At 62.5% G+C, this 17564-nt stretch carries 13 protein-coding genes; 4 read left to right on the plus strand and 9 right to left on the minus strand.

The window, feature by feature from the left end; genetic code table 11:
• Positions 1-23 precede the first annotated feature (23 nt).
• The 3 genes from VFO93_RS12115 to fbaA all read right to left on the minus strand — a co-directional run bounded on the left by VFO93_RS12115 (position 24) and on the right by fbaA (position 3451).
• Positions 24-1322 carry a HAMP domain-containing sensor histidine kinase gene (locus tag VFO93_RS12115; protein WP_325134633.1) on the minus strand — a complete coding sequence of 433 codons (1299 nt, stop codon included), beginning with the start codon at positions 1320-1322 and terminating at the stop codon, positions 24-26.
• Between the two features lie 155 nt (positions 1323-1477).
• Entirely contained in the window at positions 1478-2155 is a 678-nt protein-coding gene (locus VFO93_RS12120; protein ID WP_325134634.1) for a response regulator transcription factor, read from the minus strand.
• 210 nt (positions 2156-2365) lie between these two features.
• Positions 2366-3451 carry a class II fructose-bisphosphate aldolase gene (gene fbaA / locus VFO93_RS12125; protein WP_325134635.1) on the minus strand — a complete coding sequence of 362 codons (1086 nt, stop codon included), beginning with the start codon at positions 3449-3451 and terminating at the stop codon, positions 2366-2368.
• 195 nt (positions 3452-3646) lie between these two features.
• Here fbaA and VFO93_RS12130 point away from each other — a divergent pair, with 195 nt between their 5' ends.
• Entirely contained in the window at positions 3647-4147 is a 501-nt protein-coding gene (locus VFO93_RS12130; protein WP_325134636.1) for a cytochrome c, read from the plus strand.
• A gap of 3 nt (positions 4148-4150) precedes the next feature.
• Here the strand turns inward: VFO93_RS12130 and pulA are convergent, their stop codons facing one another.
• On the minus strand, positions 4151-6154 hold the full coding sequence (gene pulA, locus VFO93_RS12135) for a type I pullulanase (protein WP_325134637.1): 2004 nt from the start codon (positions 6152-6154) through the stop codon (positions 4151-4153).
• Positions 6155-6580: 426 nt separating this feature from the next.
• On the opposite strand from pulA, the gene VFO93_RS12140 reads away from it, so the two are divergent.
• A complete protein-coding gene (locus VFO93_RS12140; protein ID WP_325134638.1) occupies positions 6581-7036 on the plus strand; it encodes a hypothetical protein in 456 nt (151 codons plus the stop codon).
• On the opposite strand, the gene VFO93_RS12145 is transcribed toward VFO93_RS12140, so the two are convergent.
• The 4 genes from VFO93_RS12145 to VFO93_RS12160 form a co-directional block, all read right to left on the minus strand.
• Positions 7014-8474 (minus strand): sensor histidine kinase, encoded by a 1461-nt coding sequence (locus tag VFO93_RS12145; protein WP_325134639.1) that lies wholly within the window; start codon positions 8472-8474, stop codon positions 7014-7016. The genes VFO93_RS12140 and VFO93_RS12145 overlap by 23 nt on opposite strands.
• Before the next feature lie 359 nt (positions 8475-8833).
• Positions 8834-10135 (minus strand): esterase-like activity of phytase family protein, encoded by a 1302-nt coding sequence (locus VFO93_RS12150; RefSeq protein ID WP_325134640.1) that lies wholly within the window; start codon positions 10133-10135, stop codon positions 8834-8836.
• Positions 10136-10347: 212 nt separating this feature from the next.
• Positions 10348-11697 (minus strand): sigma-54 dependent transcriptional regulator, encoded by a 1350-nt coding sequence (locus VFO93_RS12155; RefSeq protein WP_325134641.1) that lies wholly within the window; start codon positions 11695-11697, stop codon positions 10348-10350.
• 74 nt (positions 11698-11771) lie between these two features.
• Entirely contained in the window at positions 11772-12779 is a 1008-nt protein-coding gene (locus VFO93_RS12160) for a pectinesterase family protein (protein ID WP_325134642.1), read from the minus strand.
• Positions 12780-12812: 33 nt separating this feature from the next.
• Between VFO93_RS12160 and VFO93_RS22370 the strand changes: the two genes are divergently transcribed.
• Positions 12813-12947, plus strand: coding sequence for a hypothetical protein (locus tag VFO93_RS22370; RefSeq protein ID WP_414653572.1), 135 nt, complete (start codon positions 12813-12815; stop codon positions 12945-12947).
• A 498-nt stretch (positions 12948-13445) separates the two neighbouring features.
• Positions 13446-14198, plus strand: a complete 753-nt coding sequence (locus tag VFO93_RS12165) for a TonB family protein (RefSeq protein ID WP_325134643.1) — start codon at positions 13446-13448, stop codon at positions 14196-14198.
• Positions 14199-14377: 179 nt separating this feature from the next.
• Here VFO93_RS12165 and VFO93_RS12170 read toward each other — a convergent pair whose 3' ends face one another.
• Positions 14378-17515, minus strand: coding sequence for a CusA/CzcA family heavy metal efflux RND transporter (locus tag VFO93_RS12170; RefSeq protein WP_325134644.1), 3138 nt, complete (start codon positions 17513-17515; stop codon positions 14378-14380).
• Positions 17516-17564: the final 49 nt, after the last annotated feature.

Here is a 17564-nt window from a genome sequence, read left to right on the forward strand (position 1 = left end):
GGGGCCGGGGGGTGAGGTTCACGCTACCCCGGCAGCCGCACCGTGGCCGTAGTCCCCGTCCCCACCACCGACTCTATCGCCAGCTGCCCGCCGTGCAAGCGCACTACCTTCTGCGCCAGCGGCAGCCCCAGCCCAAAGCCCGGCCGCCCGGCCGCGCTGCGCGCCCGAAACAGCGGCTCGAACAGCCGCGCCTGGTCGGCGGGCGTGATGCCGGGACCGCTGTCCTGTACGCGAATTTCCAGCGTATTGGCATCGACGTAGCTTAATGACACAGCTACAGCGGCTTGAGAGTACTTGCAGGCATTGTCGAGCAAGTTGAACAAGGCCGTGGTTAGCAGCTCGGCGTTGCCGGGCAGGCCGAAGGGCTCGGGCGCGTCGGCGGGGGCCGGGCCGATGCTGAGCTGCACTTCGTGGCCGGGGTACTTGGCCTGGGCGTAGGCCAGGGCCGTGGTCAGGCATTCATCGAGGCGCACGGGCAGCAGGCGGGGCGAGGGCGCGTCGGCGCGGGCCAGCGTGAGCAGGCCGTTGGTGAGGGCGATGAGGTGGCGCACATCTTCGAGGCCCGAGGCGATGCTTTCCTTGCTGTCGGTCAGGTTGTCGTCGTAGGCCAGCGAGGTTTCGAGCGTGCCCAATAGCGTGGCTAGCGGCGTGCGCAACTCGTGCGAAGCGTGCGAGAGAAAGCTTTTCTGCGCCTCAAACGCCTGCTCCACGCCGGCCAGCATTTGGTTGAAGGTGATGGCCAGGCGCGCTACCTCATCGCGCCGGTTGCCCTCGTCTACGCGCTGGCCGAGGTTGGAAGCCGTTATCAATTCGACCTGCTCGACCACGCGGGCAATGGGTTGCAAAAACTGATTAGCCAGCACCCAGCCGGCCAGGATGATGAGCAGCAGCGTACCCACGTTGCCCACTACCAGTATCAGCCGCAGCGTGTCGAGCTGCGAGCGGCCCAGCCGGTCAATGGCCGCGATTTCAACCCGGTAGGTAACGCCCTGCGCCTTGTAGCGCACCCAGGTGCTTTCGAGCTGGCCGGCCAGGCCGGGCGGCACGGGGGCGGCCTCGGCAAAAAGCGTTTGCCCGCCGGGGCCGCGCACGCGCAGGCGCTCGCCGGTCATCATCAGCAAATCGCGCGGGTGCACCGGCCCCGCCGGGTGCCCGCTCCGGATGAGCACCCGCGCCGCCAACAGGGCGCTGGCTTCCATGCGGTGCACGAAGCGCTGCTGCCGCGCCGCCGCTTGGAAGTAGTACACAAACGCCGAAAACACCACCAGCAGCCCCGCCACGAGGATGGTAAAGCGCAGGATAAGCTTGGTGCGGATGAGCATGGTAGTTGTTTGCTTTGCACCGTCATGCTGAGCGTAGCGCAGCGAAGTCGAAGCATCTCTATCGGTGAACTAATCCCTACGTTTAGCAGAGAAGTGGTAGAGATGCTTCGACTCCGCTGCGCTACGCTCAGCATGACGGACGCAGTCTATAATCCTTACTCCGCCCGCATCACGTAGCCCATGCCCACTACGGTATGGATGAGCTTGGGCGAAAAGCCCCGGTCCAGCTTCTTGCGCAGGTAGCTCACGTACACGTCCACGAGGTTGGTATTGGTATCAAAATTCACGTCCCATACGTGCTCGGCAATCGCCACCCGCGAGATAATGCGGCCCTGATTTAAGAGCAAATACTCCAGCAGCGCGTATTCCTTGGTAGTAAGGTCGATGCGCTGACCGGCGCGGGTCACTACTTTGGCGTCGAGGTTAAGCTCCAAGTCGGCCAGACTGATGACGTGGCGCACGGCCTCAGCCGCCTGCTGGCGGCGGCCCAGCGCCCGCACCCGCAGCAGCAGCTCCTGAAAGGCGAAGGGCTTCACCAGGTAGTCGTCGGCCCCGGCTTCGAAGCCCTGCACCTTGTCTTCCAGGCTATCGAAGGCCGTGAGGAAAATAACCGGCACGTGCGGGTAGTCGACCCGGATGCGGCGGCACAGCTCGAAGCCATTGAGCAGCGGTAGGTTGACGTCGAGAATGATGAGGTCAAACGGCTGCTGCTGGGTTAGCGCGAGGCCCATTTGCCCGTCGTAGGCGATGAGCAGGTCGTAGCCCTCACTGGTCAGCCCTTTCTTAATGAACGAGGCCAGCTTGGGCTCGTCTTCGACTAGCAGGATTTTCATGGGGTAGGATAGGGCGGGGCGCAAAAGTAAAAAGCCCCGCGCCTGGGTAGGGCGCAGGGCTTTTACGTTTGTCATGCTGAGCGGAGCGCAGCGGAGTCGAAGCATCTCTACCGCTTCGTTGTTAGCCTTAGAAGTTAGTATTTAGGTAGAGATGCTTCGACTCCGCTACGCTGCGCTCAGCATGACGGCCTTATGCGTTTGAGTAGCAGCCTAGGGCCGGCGGTTCACGGCGTTCAAGTCCTCAAACGCCACTTTCAGGCGCTTCACAAACGTCTCCTCGCCCTTGCGCAGCCACACGCGCGGGTCGTAGTACTTCTTGTTGGGCGAGTCGGTCCCGGTGGGGTTGCCGATTTGGCCTTGCAGGAAGCCTTCGTTTTTCACGTAGTACTGCTGAATGCCTTCCCAGAACGCCCACTGCAAGTCGGTGTCAATGTTCATCTTGATGGCCCCGTAGCTGATGGCCTCGCGGATTTCCTCCTGGCTTGAGCCCGAGCCGCCGTGGAACACGAAGTTGATGGGCAGCGCCTCCTCGATGTTGTGCTTCTGGCGCAGAAACTCCTGCGAGTTGTGCAAAATCTTGGGTTGCAGCTTCACGTTGCCGGGCTTATACACGCCGTGCACGTTGCCAAAAGCCGCCGCGATAGTGAAGCGCGGGCTCACGGCACTCAGGTGCTCGTAGGCGTAGGCCACTTCCTCGGGCTGGGTGTAAAGCTTCGAAGAATCCACGTCGGAGTTGTCCACGCCGTCTTCTTCGCCGCCCGTCACGCCGAGCTCGATTTCGAGCGTCATGCCGATTTTGGCCATACGCTCCAGGTATTTCACGCAGACTTCGATATTCTCTTCAATCGGTTCTTCCGACAAGTCGAGCATGTGCGAGCTGTAGAGCGGCTGGCCGTGCTCGGCGTAGAATTTCTCGCCGGCTTCGAGCAGGCCGTCAATCCAGGGCAGCAGCTTTTTGGCGGCGTGGTCGGTGTGCAAAATCACGGGCACGCCGTAGGCCTCGGCCATCAGGTGCACGTGGTGCGCGCCCGAAATGCCGCCCGCGATGCTGGCTTGCTGCTTGTCGTTGGCCAGGCCCTTGCCGGCGAAAAATTGCGCGCCGCCATTCGAAAACTGAATGATAACCGGCGAGTTGAGGTCGCGGGCCGCTTCGAGCACGGCATTCACGGTGTCGGTGCCGGTCACGTTCACGGCGGGCAGGGCGTAGCCGTTGGCCTTGGCGTGTTGGAAAAGCTGCTGCACTTCGTCGCCGTGCAGTACGCCGGCCCGCAGGCCGGTGAGGGTGGAGGTTGCCATGAGAAAGAAATGGTAGTGGCGCGAAGTTCGGTGGTTTTTGCCGAAAAGCTAGCGGCTCGCCGCACCAGTACTAAATAGGAAGAACTTATTAAGCAAACTGCTCCGCTTTTGGTTATACCTTAGTCAAAGAGTATCGCTCACATAAACGACTGTGGTATGCGGACAAATTTTGCCGGCCTCGCCCTTGCTGTGGGCATGGGCCTTATCATCATTCTATTGGGAGTGGGAACCCTTAGCATGGCTGGGCTGGTCAGCATCATGCCTGCGGAGTTCTATGAAGCCGAGGAGCAACAGCCCGCCGACGAGGGCCCGGTAATTCCTAGAGATAGGGTTTCAGTAGCGAGCACATACATACCTGCTTCAACTGCCGAAGCTGCTGCTATCATATCAGGTGACGCACTTTTTAAAGCTAATTGTGCGCAATGTCATTCTGTTTATCAACAGGTAGTAGGGCCAAAATTAGCCGATATAGATAAGCGTCGTCCTATGCCGTGGATTGTATCGTGGGTTCAAAACTCAGCTAAAGTCATTGCCAGTGGCGATGAGTACGGTGTGAAGCTATACAATGAGAATGGTAAGCAGCAAATGCCTTCTTTCGGGCTATCCAGGAAGGAGATAGAGGATATTATTGCTTGGATTAAAGTGCAGCCAGAAAGTGCTCCTGCGATACATATTGAAGCAGTAGCAGCTAATTAGCCGCTATTGCACCAGCACCAGCGCCGAATACGCCGCTACCTCCACCGCGCCGCCGCTCACTACCGGCCCCAGCCCGCGCTGATTAATCTCCAGCCCACGAAGCACCGCCGAGTAGCGACCGGCCGGCACGGGCATCGTAGCCGCCTGCCCGGTGCCATTGAAGAGTACCGTAATAGTTTGCCACTGGTCGCCGCCCGCGTGGTCGAGTAGCTGGTAGGCGATGGTGCCGGCCGGCGCACCGGGCAGGAATTTCAGGTGCTGGGCAATCAACTCCTGGGTCGGTAGCCGGAAAGCCGGGTGGGCCTTGCGCAGCGCCAGCAACTGGCGGTAAAAGGTAAATACTGGCTGGTACTTCGCCTTACGCGCCCAGTCGAGCTGGTTGATGCTGTCGGGCAGGTTGTAAGAGTTGCTGGCGCCTTTTTTGGTGCGCAAAAACTCGTCGCCAATAGGCAGAAACGGGATACCCTGCGAGGTGAACACGATGGTGTTGCTCAGCACGTCGAGCTTGATTAAATCTGCCTCTGATAGCGCGGGGTGAGCTACGGCGAGCTTGTCCCACAACAGGCGGTCGTCGTGGCACGATACGTAGTTGATAGCTTGGCCGGGTTGGCTGGCCCAGGGCGCTTTGCTGTAATTGACCTGGGCGTAGTCGATTTGCGGGTGCTGGGTAGCGCCCACGATGCCGAATTTCACGCTTTCCGCCAGCCCCGTCTGGCCGCCCGCGAAGCCGCCCTCGGCCTGGCGGGCGTAGTGGCCCTTCACGCCGTCGCGCAGCTCGTCGCCGAAGGCGGCGATGCGCGGCAGCCGAGCCACGTTGGCTTTCACGGCGCGCTGAGCTTCGGGCAGGGGGCTGGGGCCGGCCGCCCAGCCTTCGCCGTAGACGAAGATGCTGTGGTCTTGCTGGTCGAGGGCCACGCGCACGGCGCGCATGGTTTCGAGGTCGAGCACGCCCATAAGGTCGAAGCGGAAGCCATCGACGTGGTACTCGCGCGCCCAGTAGCTCACGCAGTCCACGATGAGCTTGCGCACCATCGGCCGCTCGGAGGCTACTTCGTTGCCGCAGGCCGTGGCGTTGGAGTACGAGCCATCGGCGTTGTAGCGGAAGTAGTAGCCCGGCACCAGTTGCTCAAACGCGCTCGTGCCCGCGTCGGCCACGTGGTTGAACACCACGTCGGAAATCACGCGCAGCTGGTGGTCGTGCAACGTCTGCACCAGCTGCTTGTACTCCCGAATACGCACGGCCGGGTCGAGTGCATCGGTGGCATACGAGCCTTCGGGTACGAAATAATTCAGCGGGTCGTAGCCCCAGCTGTACTTGTCGGGCGCGGGCGGCCGGCTCTCATCAATGGCCGCAAAATCATAGGTAGGCAGTAAGTGCAAATGCGTGATGCCTAGTTCCAGCAAGTGGCTCAGGCCGGTGCGCACGCCGCCCGGCCCAGTAGTGTTTTCCTCCGTCAGGCCCAGGTACTGGCCTTTGTGCTGAATACCAGAAGTGGGCGCAATGGACAGGTCGCGTACACTCGCTTCACCCACCACGATGTCGGTAAGCGCGCCGGGCTTGGGGCGTAGGTCGTCGGCCCAGCCAGTGGGTGCGGCGGTGGTGGGGGCGAGCCAGGCGGCGCGGCGGCCGTTCACGCCCACAGCCCGGGCGTAGGGCTCGCACACCTCGGCCATCGCCCGGCCTTTGATGGTGGCCTGCACGGTGTAAAAGCCGGTGGTGCCGGCGGGTAGCGCCAGCGTCCAGGTGCCGGCAGTACTGCGAGTTAGCTCATGCGTGGCGGTGGCCGCGCCGCCCGCGCCGGCCGCATAGAGGCGCAGGCGCAGCGCCTCGGCGGTGGGGGCCCACACGCGCAGCGTGCCCCGCCCGGCGCGGTCAAAGGTCAGCCCCAGGTCGGGGCCGCTGTACACGGGGTAGGTGGCCAGCGGGAAGGCATCGGTCGGGCGCTTTTGCGCGGTGGCAAGGGTAGGGGCGGTCAGCACGAAGAGCAGCAGCAAAAGGCGGGTCATGTTCCAAAGTTCGGGCCGAAAACCCGGCCCGCGTGCCCGAGGCAATCGGGGTGTTGGTCTGCAAATCGCCCGTGCTGGCCGATACTAGCTCCGGCCAACGCAACGCCCGGCCACCTTTGTGGCCTCCTGGTAGCAACTTATTGAAAAAATCTAAAAAAAGGCTCCGATTTCACAGGTAAGTCATGCAGTGCGCCGCACCTTGCGAGCGCCACTTAAAAAGCCCTCGCGTCTGTCATGCTGAGCTTACCGAAGCATCTCTATCGCACCGTCGAGCGGGTTTGGCAGAAGCGGTAGAGATGCTTCGGCTTCGCTGCGCTCCGCTCAGCATGACAAACGTGTTTTTGACTTGTTTAACGTTGTTATTAAGCATTGAATGACAAATGCTTACTAGATTTTTCTCTTTGTCAACCTAACTTTTGGTTTGCCATGTGCGCGCTCGCCATTGCCCTCGTCCAGCCTGACTACCTCACCCTGCGCTACCGCCCCGACCTGCACCGGCTCGTGGGCCGCTGGCAGCGGCCGGTGTCGGCGGCCGAGTTTCGGGCGGGCTACCGGGCCATGCTGCGCCTGGCCCGCCAAACCAACTGCCCCTACTGGCTGCTCGACCTGCGCGGCCGCGATACGCTGCCCGACGCCGACACCCGGCGCTGGCTGCTGCAACGCTTTATGCCCGAGCTGGCGGGCCGCCTGGCCAAGCCGGTTTACTTGGCGTACTTGCTATCGCCCAGCATGATGCGCGAGATGGTAGCGCCTGCCGGCAGCGCGGCCCAGGTCGCGTTTTTCTCCGAAGAAGGCCCGCTCACGGTGTGGCTTACGCAGTGCCAGCACCGCAGCCGCGAGGCGCTGGCCGCGGCTGGCTTTATGCCACCGCCGGCAGCGTAAAGGTGAAGCAGCTGCCGTGCCCCGGCTGGCTTTCGACCCACAGCTGCCCGCCCTGCGCTGTGATAAATTCGCGGCTGATGCTCAGGCCCAGCCCCGAGCCGCCGCCCGGCATTCCGGCCGCCCTGGGGCCGCCCGCAAAGCGCTGAAAGATGCGGATGTGGTACTCCTTGGGAATGCCCGGCCCTTCGTCTTCAACGCTTAATTGTACCATTTCGCCCCAGGGCTTGGCCTTGATAGTGAGGTTGGCCCCGTGCGGCGAGTAGCGGATGGCGTTGGACAGCAGATTGATGAGCACCCAGGTGGTTTTTTCGAGGTCGGCCTGGGCGGCGGGCAGCGGCTCGGCCAGCTGCACGCGCAGGTTCAGGGCCTTGTCATTGAGCTGGGCCTTAATGGTTTCGGTGGCGTAGCGCACTACCTCGGGCAGCGGCACCTGCTGCGGGTTTAGCTTGAGCGCGCCGCCCGCGTCGAGCCGCGCTACTTCGATGAGCTGGCCTACCAGCCCCAGCAGCCGCTGGGTTTCGGCCCGGATGCCGTCGGCGATTTCCTGGCGCTTGGCGGCGGCCAGGCGCTCGTCGCCCAAAAGCATGAGGCTGAGGTTGATGCTGGCCAGCGGCGTTTTGAGCTCGTGCGAAATCGTGGCCAGAAAAGTCGATTTCAGCTGGTCGAGGTTTTTGAAATCGGACACGTTGCGCAGGCAAAAAACATGGCCGGCCGGCTCGGGCTTTTGCAGGTCTTCGTTGAAAGCCTCAATGGCTGTGACGGTGAGCTGGTAGTGCAGATTCTCGCCGTGCGGGCGAACCAGAAACGTGGGCCCCAGGCTGCCGCTGTCGGCCGGCTGTGGGGCGTGCAGCGAGGTCAGCCACTCGCGCAGCATCTCGTTGTGCTGGGCTACCTGCTCGGCGGGGCGGCCCAGCAGGTCTTTGGCCGGGGTGCCGCCCAGCAGCAGGCAGGCTACGGGGTTAGCCAGCACGATAATGCCTTGCTGGTCAATGAGCAATAGGCCTTCATCGAGGCTGCGCACGAGGCTATCGGTGCGGTTGCGCTGGGTGATAAGCTCGGCCAGGGTGGCACGGCGTTCGTCTTCGGCCTGGCGCAGCACGCGGTTGACGGCGGCGGCCACGGTGCCGACTTCGTTGTTTTTGGCCACCGCCACGCGGGTAGCCGGGCCGGGGCCGGCCACCCGCTCTACGTCGGCGGTGAGGCGGTGCAGCGGGCGCACCACCAGGCGCGGCAGCCGCACCATCAGCAAGATGCCCAGCAAGGTGCTGATGCCCAAGAATAAATACACCGCGTGCTGCGCCAGGCGGGCGTTGGCCTGCTGCACGGCGGGCGCTTCGTATTCCAGCTCGTGCACCGTAAAAATGACGTAGCCGCCCAGGCTCAGCAGCAGCCCCAGCATGATGAAAACGCCGAGGCGGATTTGGGTTTTTAAGGACATGAGTGCGAAATAACGCCAGCAACGCGGCGGGGCATTACTCGCGGCCACTGCGCGCACATTACAGGCCAATACTAGGCCCACTAAGTACCCTGTTCAGGAAGTAAGCGGATATTGCCCGGCGCTTTAGCGCCGGGGTTGCGGGCCGCCCATTTTCCCGGGGCTTTAGCCCATATCGGTGCCAGCATGGGCTAAAGCCCCGGGAAGCATAGCGCGGCTAAATCCCGGCGCTAAAGCGCCGGGCAATGTGCGCTTACTTGCTGAACAAGGTACTTAAAAAGCCGCTGCCAAAGCTGGGGAGCTTTGGCAGCGGCTTTTTGAGAATGGGGGCGGGCCGCCCGCGCGGCGGCACTACCGGGCGGCTAGCGCAGCGGCTTGGGCAGCTGCACGAAGTAGATGCGGTTGACATCGACCTTGCCGGTAGCGGGCAAAATCTTGGAAGCAAAGCCGTTGCTGCCATTATCAACTACCCCAAAGTCGTCGTCATTGGAGATGGCCAGCCGGTCGGTGCCGATAAGGGCCAGGCCCTCGGCCTTGTCGTGCGGGTACACCGGCGAGATGTCTTTCAGCAGGTCGAGCACCAGCGTTTTGGTCACCGGTACCACGCCAGCGGTGGTCAGGCCAGTTTGGTCTTTGAGCTGCTCCACGGTCAGGTTGTTATACAGTTTGCCGTTGGCGGTATTGCTGGCGTCCGAGATGTCGGTAGCGCCCGCCAAGTCAAATTTATACACGCGCTTGAAGGTGGCCGGTGAGGTTGAGTTGCCGCCGTAGAGGCCGTCGCGCTCCAACGCCAGGAAGGTAGTGTTGGTGATGGCCGCGATTTCGCTGCACCCCGTCAGGCTGGCGTTGTCCATGAGGTAGGCGTACTGCTTGGTCGCGCCGCTGGCGATATCGAAGGTCACGACCCGCAGCACCGTGGAGCCGCTCACGGCCGCCGACGAGGGGTTGTACATGGGCGACTGCATCAGGCCGACCAGCGTTTTGCCATCGGGCGTGAGGCAGAGGCCCTCCATGCCGCGGTTGGGGCGGCGCTTGGCCAGCACCAGCGGCAGCGTGCGCCCGCCCTGGCCGCTGCCGAAGGGGTTGATGCGCTCCAATTGCTTGCCCGAGGCGTCGAAATGCGCCAGGTGTGGGCCGTACTCGTCGCTAATCCAAAACGTGCCATCGGCGGCCAGTACCAGGCCTTCTGAGTCGATGCCGTCGGCGCTGGTGCCCAGCGCGTTGCCGCTCAGGTCGTAGGCCGTTTCGCCGGTGCTGCCCTGGCCGGCGGGGTTGGGCAGGCCGGTAAGCGGCTGGCCGCTGGCGTTTTTGAGCAGGATGGTTTGCTCTAGGGTTAGTTGCCCGTCCTTCATCCGAAACTTGCCAATCTGCGGCGCAAAGTCAGCCTTACCAAAAATGATGGAGTTGGCCGCCGTGCCCGCCGCGTTGGGGCCGCGGTCGGTGAGCAGGTAAAATACCGTGGGGTCGTTGGGGTCGGGTGCGAGCGCCGAGCCGAAGCCGCCGTTGTACAGTACCGTGCCGTTGGGGGCGGTGGAGAGAGCCTTGGGGTTGCTGGCCTCGGTGTAGGCGGGGTAGGTGAGGGTAGCGGGCTCGCTGTCTTTCTTGCAGCTGGCCAGCGCGGCCGTGCCGATGAGCAGCGCGAGTAGCGGGTAGTTTTTAGGCATTTTGCAGGGATGGAATTGGGATTATCCTACAAAATTCCGGGGAGTGTGTTAGCTGAATGTTGCTGATAGGCTACGCTTGTGGTGCGTGGGAACCTCACCCCCCGGCCCCCTCTCCAAAAAAGAGGGGGAGCCGACCGCAAAATGGACGTTATCAGGCGTCAGGCTCCCCCTCTTTTTTGGAGAGGGGCCGGGGGGTGAGGTACCATGGGCGTTCATTCCACCCCGTACTCCTGCAACTTCCGGTACAACGTCGTCAGCCCGATGCCCAGCCGCTTAGCCACCTCCGGCTTATTGCCCAGCAGCTCGCCCATGAGGCGCTGAATGTGCCGCGCTTCCAGCCCGCGCAGGCTTTCGTCATCGGTGGCCGGGCGGGCCGTGGCCCCGTGAAACTCGTCGGGCAGGTAGGCCGGGGCCAAAAGCTCGCCGGCCGGGGCCAGGATGGCGGCGCGCTCCAGCACGTTCTTGAGCTCGCGCACATTGCCGGGCCAGGGGTAGCGCTGTAAAAGCTCCAGCGTTTCGGGCTCGAAGCCGGGCAGGCGCTTGGCCAGCCGGGCGGCGAAGTGCTGCAAGAAAAACGCGGCCAGTAGCGGCACATCGGTGCGGCGGTCGGCCAGCGGCGGCACCACGATGGTGAATACCGAGAGCCGGTAGTACAAATCGGGCCGGAAATTACCCTGCGCGGCTTCCTGCCTGAGGTTGCGGTTGGTGGCGGCCACCAGCCGCACGTCTACCTTGGTGGGCTTGGTGTCGCCGAGCTTGGTGAACTGTTGCAGTTCCAACACCCGCAGAAACTTGGCTTGCACGTTCAGTTCCAGCTCGCCGATTTCATCCAGGAACAGCGTGCCACCGTGGGCTTCTTCGAGCAAGCCTTTTTTATCGGCCAGCGCGCCCGTGAAAGCGCCTTTTTTATAGCCGAACAGCTCTGATTCAAGCAAATCTTTGGGAAAGGCCGAGCAGTTGACGGCCACGAAGGGCTTGGCCTTGCGGCCGCTGGCCTGGTGCAGGGCCTGGGCAAAGAGCTCCTTGCCCGCGCCCGTGGGGCCTTCGAGCAGCACGGTGCTGTCGGTGGGCGCTACCTGGCGGGCCAGGGTTTGGGCGCGGCGCAGGGCGGGTGCCTCGCCTATCATCGTTTCGAAGGTGTGGCCCTGGCTCATGCGCTTTTCGAGCTCGGCCACGCGGCGGCGTAGGCGGGCTTTTTCGGCGGCGCGCTCCACTACTACCACCAATTGCTGCTCAAAATCGCCCTTGGTGAGGTAGTCGAAGGCGCCCTGCTTCATGGCCCGCACCCCGTCGGGGATGGTGCCGAAGGCCGTGAGCAGCACTACCTCGGCCTCGGGCGCGAGCGCCTTGAAGCGGGGCAGCAGGTCTACGCCGTGGGCGTCGGGCAGCTTCACGTCGCTGAGCACCACCAGCACCTCGGCGGCGTGCTGCCCCAGCAGCGCCAGGCCCCGGTAGGCATCGGGGGCTTGCAGCACGGTGTAGCCTTCCAGCTCCAGCACTTGGGCCAGCAGCTGGCGCAGGCGCGCTTCGTCGTCGATGAGGAGCAGGGTTCCGGTGGGCACTTCTGTTGAGTTTTGAGTTAGGAGTTCAAAGGTATGAGTTGGGTAGGCGGTAGTTTTTAGTTGCCAGGATGCTACTACTTGCGCGCCGGCATCCAGCCTGCCAGACCGGCAAAAATGTTTTCGAGCGTGTAGCGCCGGGCTTCCCTGGCCGTGAGCTGGCGCGCCCACTGCACCCGGCCGTTGGTAGTAGCGCCGGGGCCGGTGCTGCCAAACTCGGCGTAGTAGGCGGTGGCTTCGTTGCTGGCTTTGCCCCAGTTTTGCCAGCCCTCGGGCCGAATGTGAGCGCCCATTTCGGTGTGAATAAAAACGGTGCGCGCGTGGGGCCGCCAGGGCCGGCCGAGGTACACCTTGGTGGCTTCGGGCGCGGCCGTGAGCTTGCAATTCAGAAAGACCAGCCCAAACGGCTGCCGGGGCCAGGTAGAAGCCGCCGTGATGTAAGAATTAAGTTTGCTGTGAATGGTGCAGCGCTCGAAAACGGCCGTGCTCGAGCCGAAAATGAAGTCCGTGGTGCCCTCGATGTGGCAGTCCTGGTAGTACTGCCGGCTGTTTTCGAGGGCCAGGTACAGCGTGTCCTGGTTGCCCAGCATGCGGCAGTGGCGGAAGGTGGCGCGGTCGCCCTCCACGTGCAGGGCCACGGCCTGGCCCACGCGCCCGGCCGAGTTTTCGAAGGTGATATTCTCGGCCGTGAAGTCGTTGCCCTGCACGCGCACCGTGGCCGAGGTGTAGGTGCTGTGTTTTTCGGCATCGCCCGAGTAGTCGCCGTAGGTGATGACGACGCCTTCCTGGCTTTCGCCCAGCAGCGTAAGGTTGGTTTTTTGCGACGGAATCAGCAGCTTTTCCTTATAAATGCCATTCTTGATGAAGATGACGGCCGGCACCTGCATAAAGTCGCGCACGGCCATCACCGCCTCCTGAATGGTGCGGTACTCGCCCGAGCCGTCGGCGGCCACCGTCAGGCGGATGGGCACCAGGAAGGTTTCTATTTTGCTGGCGGGCGCGGGCGCCGCCACCTGGGCGTGCGAGGCAATGGAAGCTGCTAGTAGGCTGCTGGCTAGTAAGAAGTTGCGGGATATTCGTGGCATAGGCGAAATAGATAAGTTGGGCGCTGGCCGGCCCTGCGCGAGACAGCCGAAGCGGGCTGCCTGCTCGTGCGGCCCGATGGCTACATCGGCTGGCGCGCTGGAGGCCCCCGCGAGTGCCGACGCCGCTGCTGGGTCGCTCCAGCTAGTTTTTCAGCAGCAAAAAGGTAGTGCCATCGAAGTGCTAATGACAGCGGTTTTGGCGTCGGTGTATAGTAGCGCGCACTTTATAGTGCGCGTTTTTCTTGGTTCGGGTGCCCAAAAACGCGCACTACAAAGTTCGCGCTACGAGCCCGCCCGTACCCTGAGGTCGAAATTACTCTGATGCAGGGATGGTGCGAGGTGAGATGGCTGCCAGCCGTGGCCACCGACGCGGCCGGGCGGCTGGTGGTGATGGGCACGCTGGTGGTGTTGGTTTTGCCAGCGGCCCGCTAGGGTAGGCCCGGCTCTAGGCCCAGGCTTTTTGCCACTGCCAGCGGGGCTCGGCCGCCGAGCCGGGGGCGGTACCAAGGGCGTTGGCGGGCCGGAGCCGGCAGATACAAAAACGCCCCCGGAAACCGGTGTGCTTGGGTCGTTTTCGCGGTTGGCTGAGGGTCCTGCGAAAAGGTGGCTGGCTAGGCAAGCGGCGGCTAGGCAGTAATATAGCGGACTTTTAGTTTCTGTCACTTTATGCCGCGTCTCTTTCTATCCGCGCTACTCGTAGCCGGGCTGGCGTCGGCCGCTTCGGCTCAGCAGCTCGTCCCGGCCCCCAAAAAGGAGTTTCTCGATTCCGCCTTTGTCGTGCTCCCCTCCGAGGCCGGGGCGCGCTACTATCGCGAAACGGTTTACTCCGATAGTATTGCCGGCACCGTCAAGGATTACTACCTCAGCGGCAAGTTGCAAAGCAGTGGCACGTTCGACCATGTGCGCAAGTTTAGCGCCCACGGCACGCTGGAAACCTGGTTTGAAAGCGGACAACTCGAATCCCGCTCTACCTACGTCCACGATGAGCCGCAGGAACTCCTCTATTACTACCCCACGGGGCAGCTCAAGCGCCACGAGCGCTATGCCGGCAAGAAGCGAACGCTTGCGCAGTGCTTTGCCGCCGACGGCAAGAAAATCCGCTTCTTCGAATATCGGCAGCGGCCGGTGTACCCCGAGGGCGATGGGGGCGAGCGCGCCGTGGTGCTGGCCGTCATGCACAATGTAGTGTACCCGCCCGAGGCCCTGCGCGATAATATCACGGGCAAGGTGCTGTTGCGCTTTGTAGTTAGCCCGGCCGGCGAAGCGTCCCGAGTCGAAGTAACCCAAAGCGCGCACCCCATGCTCGACGCAGCCGCCATGCTGGCGGTGCAAAACCTGAAGCGCTTTAAACCGGGCTTACAAGACGGCAAGCCCGTCAACGTCTATTACACCGTTCCGGTGAGCTTTAGCATCAAGTAGGGCCCCGGGCCTCGAAGCCCATCCGGCCGCCGTGCAGCGCTGCCCGCCCGGGCGCGCCGTGCTAATGGCTGGCCACATCGGGGAGGAAAAGCTGGCGCGGCCTGCTGCAAAGCTATTGGGACAGAGGCGGGTGGGTAGCTCATAAAAAATGAGTTAGCGCGCAGTAGCTGGACTTCACGCTACGTCAAAAGGGCGTTAGGTGCCGCGCCCTGCGCCTCTTGCCGCCGCCGATACTCGCCGTGCGTGCGCTCAAAAATGAGCGGGAAGATGAAGAGCGTGAGCACCGTGGACGTTATCAGCCCGCCGATAACAACAATGGCTAGCGGCTTCTGCGTCTGCGAGCCGATGCCGGTGCTAATGGCGGCCGGAAACAAGCCAATGGCGGCCATCATCGCCGTCATCAGCACGGGTCGAATGCGGGAGGTAACGCCCTCGTAAATGGCTGCGTCGAGCGGCATTTTCTTCAAGATATTCTGCTTAAAAACGGTGATGAGAATAACCCCATCCTGAATGCAGATGCCGAACAGGGCGATGAAGCCGATGCCCGCCGAAATGGAGAAGTTGGTGCCCGTGAGCAGCAGCGCCGCGATGCCGCCCGTGATGGCGAAGGGCACGTTGAGCAGCACCAGGCCGGCGTCCTTCATATTGCCGAACAGCACGAACAAAATGAAGAAGATGAGCAGCAGCGAGATGGGCACCACCACGGCCAGGCGCTGGGTGGCGCGCTGCTGGTTTTCAAAGTCGCCGGCCCAGGCATAGGCGTAGCCCTTGGGCAGCGGCACGCGGGCATTCACTAGCTGCTGCGCCTCCTCGATGGTGGAGCCCATGTCGCGGCCGCGCACCGAAAACTTGATGGCGATGAAGCGCTGCGTATCGTCGCGGAAGATGAGGGAGGGGCCGGTGAGCAGGTTGATTTTGGCGATTTCGCGCAGCGGAATCTGGGTGCCGCTGAGGGTGGGCACCAGCAGACGGCCGATTTCCTCCTCCGTTTTGCGAAATTCTTCCTGGTAGCGGATGCGGATGCCGAAGCGCCGCTCGCCCTCGTAGAGTTGCGAGGCTTCCTTGCCGCCGATGGCCAGCTCGACCACCGCGTTGGCGTCGGCCTTGCTCACGTTGTAGCGGGCCATGCGCTGCTCATCCAACTCTACGTGCAGCTCGGGCTGGCCCAGGTTGCGCACCACGCCCAGGTCCTCGATGCCCTTGATGCGGCTCAGGATGGCGTATACGCTGTCGGCTTTCTGGTCGATGAAGGTGAGGTCGTCGCCGTAGATTTTCACGGCGATGGAGCCCTTCACACCCGACACGGCTTCCTCCACGTTGTCCTGGATGGGCTGCGAAAAGTTAAAGACCACCGTGGGCAGCAGCGCGTGCAGCTTGTGCTGCATGCTGTCGATGAGGGCCTCGCGGTAGGCCGGGCTTTTGAGCTCCGGAATGTGCTTGGTATCGACGTGAAACTCCACGTTGTAGAAGCCCGTGGGGTCGGTGCCGTCGTTGGGGCGGCCGGTCTGGCTCAGCACCTGCTGCACCTGCGTAAAGGAGCCTAGGGTGGCGCGCATCTGCTGGGTCAGCTCCGTCGATTTGGTGAGCGAAATGCTCATCGGTAGCGAGGCGCGCACGTAGAGCGAACCTTCGTCGAGCTGGGGCAAAAACTCGGTACCTAGCAGCCGAAACGCCCCGATACCCACCACCAGCCACACCGCCGCGAAGCTCAAACTCACGGCTTTGTGGGCGTACACGCGCCGAAAAACTGCCAGACTGCCGCGCGTCACGAAGTTGATAAACGGGTTGTTTTTCTCCCGCACATTCTGGCGCAGCAGCAGGCTAGCCAGCACCGGCACCAGCGTGAGCGTGGTAATGAGCGCCCCCAGCAGGGCAAAGCCCAGCGTCCAGGCCAGCGGGCTGAACATTTTGCCCTCCACCTTCTCGAAGGAGAAAATGGGCAGCAAGGCCGTGATAATGATGAGCTTGGCCGTGAAGATGGTTTTGCCCATCTCGGCCCCCGTCTTGCGGATGAGGCGCAGCTTGGCCAGCTTATTAAACTTCGCCATGCCCACCCGGTGCGCCAGGTGGTCGAGGGCCACGAAGATGCCCTCGACCATCACCACCGCGCCATCCACGATGATGCCGAAGTCGATGGCACCCATACTCAGCAGGTTGGCGCTCATGCCCCGCAGCCGCAGGCAGATAAAGGCAAAGAGTAGCGCCAGCGGAATCACGACCGATACCACGACTGTGGTGCGCCAGTCGGCCATAAAGAGTAGCACCACCAGCGTCACCAGCACAATGCCTTCTACCAGGTTGTGCTGCACTGTGCCCACGGCGAAGCCGATGAGGGTTTCACGGTTGTAAAAGGTCTTGATTTTGACGCCCGCGGGCAGGATTTTCTCGTTCAGCTCAGCCACCTTGGCGTTGAGGCGCGTGATGACTTCGGAGGGGTTTTCGCCCTTGCGCATCACCACGATGCCCTCCACCACGTCAGGCTTGCCATCGAGGCCCACCTGCCCTAGGCGAGGCAGAGCCGACTCGCGCACCTCAGCCACGTTGCGCACCAAGATGGGCGTACCGTTTACGTTCTTAATAATTATGGTGCGAATGTCTTCCGGCGTGCCCAGCAGGCCGATGCCGCGCACCACGTAGGCTTCGTCATTTTTCTCGATAATGTCGCCGCCCACATTGATGTTGGAGCGCGCCACCGATTCGTACACATCGAGCGGCGTGATGTCGTACTCGGCCAGCCGGCGCGGGTTGATGCTGATTTCGTAGCTCTTGACCTCGCCACCAAAGCTGTTGACGTCGGCCACGCCCGCGACCGACTTAATGCGCCGCTCAATCACCCAGTCCTGAATGGTTTTGAGCTCGCGCACGTCGTAGGTATCGCTCGCCAGGGTGTAGCGAAATATCTCACCCGTGGGGCCGTAGGGCGGCTCCACTTCGGGCTCGATGCCGTCGGGCAGCGCCGCCGAGGGTAGCAAATTATTAACTTGCACGCGGGCAAAGGCGTCGTCCACGTCGTCGTCAAACACCACCTTCACCACCGACAGCCCGAAGAGCGTGGTCGAGCGGATGTTGGTTTTTTTCTGCGCCGGGTTCAGCGCCACCTCGATGGGCAAGGTGATGAATTTCTCAATCTCCTCGGCCGAGCGCCCCGGCCACTGCGTGATGATGGTGACCTGGGTATTAGTCACGTCCGGAAACGCGTCGATGGCCGTGCGGCGGTAGCTGTAGAGCCCCGCGGCCACCACCAGCGCCGTGCAAAAGAAAATAAAGGACCGGTTCCGGAGCGAAAAGCCTAGGATGCCGTGGATGAACTTGTGCATAAGCTATTGTGGGTAACCCCACCCCCGGCCCCTCCCCTCCGGGAGAGGG

Source organism: Hymenobacter sp., assembly GCF_035709525.1.
Lineage (GTDB): Bacteria > Bacteroidota > Bacteroidia > Cytophagales > Hymenobacteraceae > Hymenobacter.

Bases quoted from the DNA above. Each gene is read 5' to 3' on its own strand.
- VFO93_RS12115 (WP_325134633.1), bottom strand. From the start codon at position 1,322: ATGCTCATCCGCACCAAGCTTATCCTGCGCTTTACCATCCTCGTGGCG.
- VFO93_RS12120 (WP_325134634.1), bottom strand. From the start codon at position 2,155: ATGAAAATCCTGCTAGTCGAAGACGAGCCCAAGCTGGCCTCGTTCATT.
- fbaA (WP_325134635.1), bottom strand. From the start codon at position 3,451: ATGGCAACCTCCACCCTCACCGGCCTGCGGGCCGGCGTACTGCACGGC.
- VFO93_RS12130 (WP_325134636.1), top strand. From the start codon at position 3,647: ATGGGCCTTATCATCATTCTATTGGGAGTGGGAACCCTTAGCATGGCT.
- pulA (WP_325134637.1), bottom strand. From the start codon at position 6,154: ATGACCCGCCTTTTGCTGCTGCTCTTCGTGCTGACCGCCCCTACCCTT.
- VFO93_RS12140 (WP_325134638.1), top strand. From the start codon at position 6,581: ATGTGCGCGCTCGCCATTGCCCTCGTCCAGCCTGACTACCTCACCCTG.
- VFO93_RS12145 (WP_325134639.1), bottom strand. From the start codon at position 8,474: ATGTCCTTAAAAACCCAAATCCGCCTCGGCGTTTTCATCATGCTGGGG.
- VFO93_RS12150 (WP_325134640.1), bottom strand. From the start codon at position 10,135: ATGCCTAAAAACTACCCGCTACTCGCGCTGCTCATCGGCACGGCCGCG.
- VFO93_RS12160 (WP_325134642.1), bottom strand. From the start codon at position 12,779: ATGCCACGAATATCCCGCAACTTCTTACTAGCCAGCAGCCTACTAGCA.
- VFO93_RS12165 (WP_325134643.1), top strand. From the start codon at position 13,446: ATGCCGCGTCTCTTTCTATCCGCGCTACTCGTAGCCGGGCTGGCGTCG.
- VFO93_RS12170 (WP_325134644.1), bottom strand. From the start codon at position 17,515: ATGCACAAGTTCATCCACGGCATCCTAGGCTTTTCGCTCCGGAACCGG.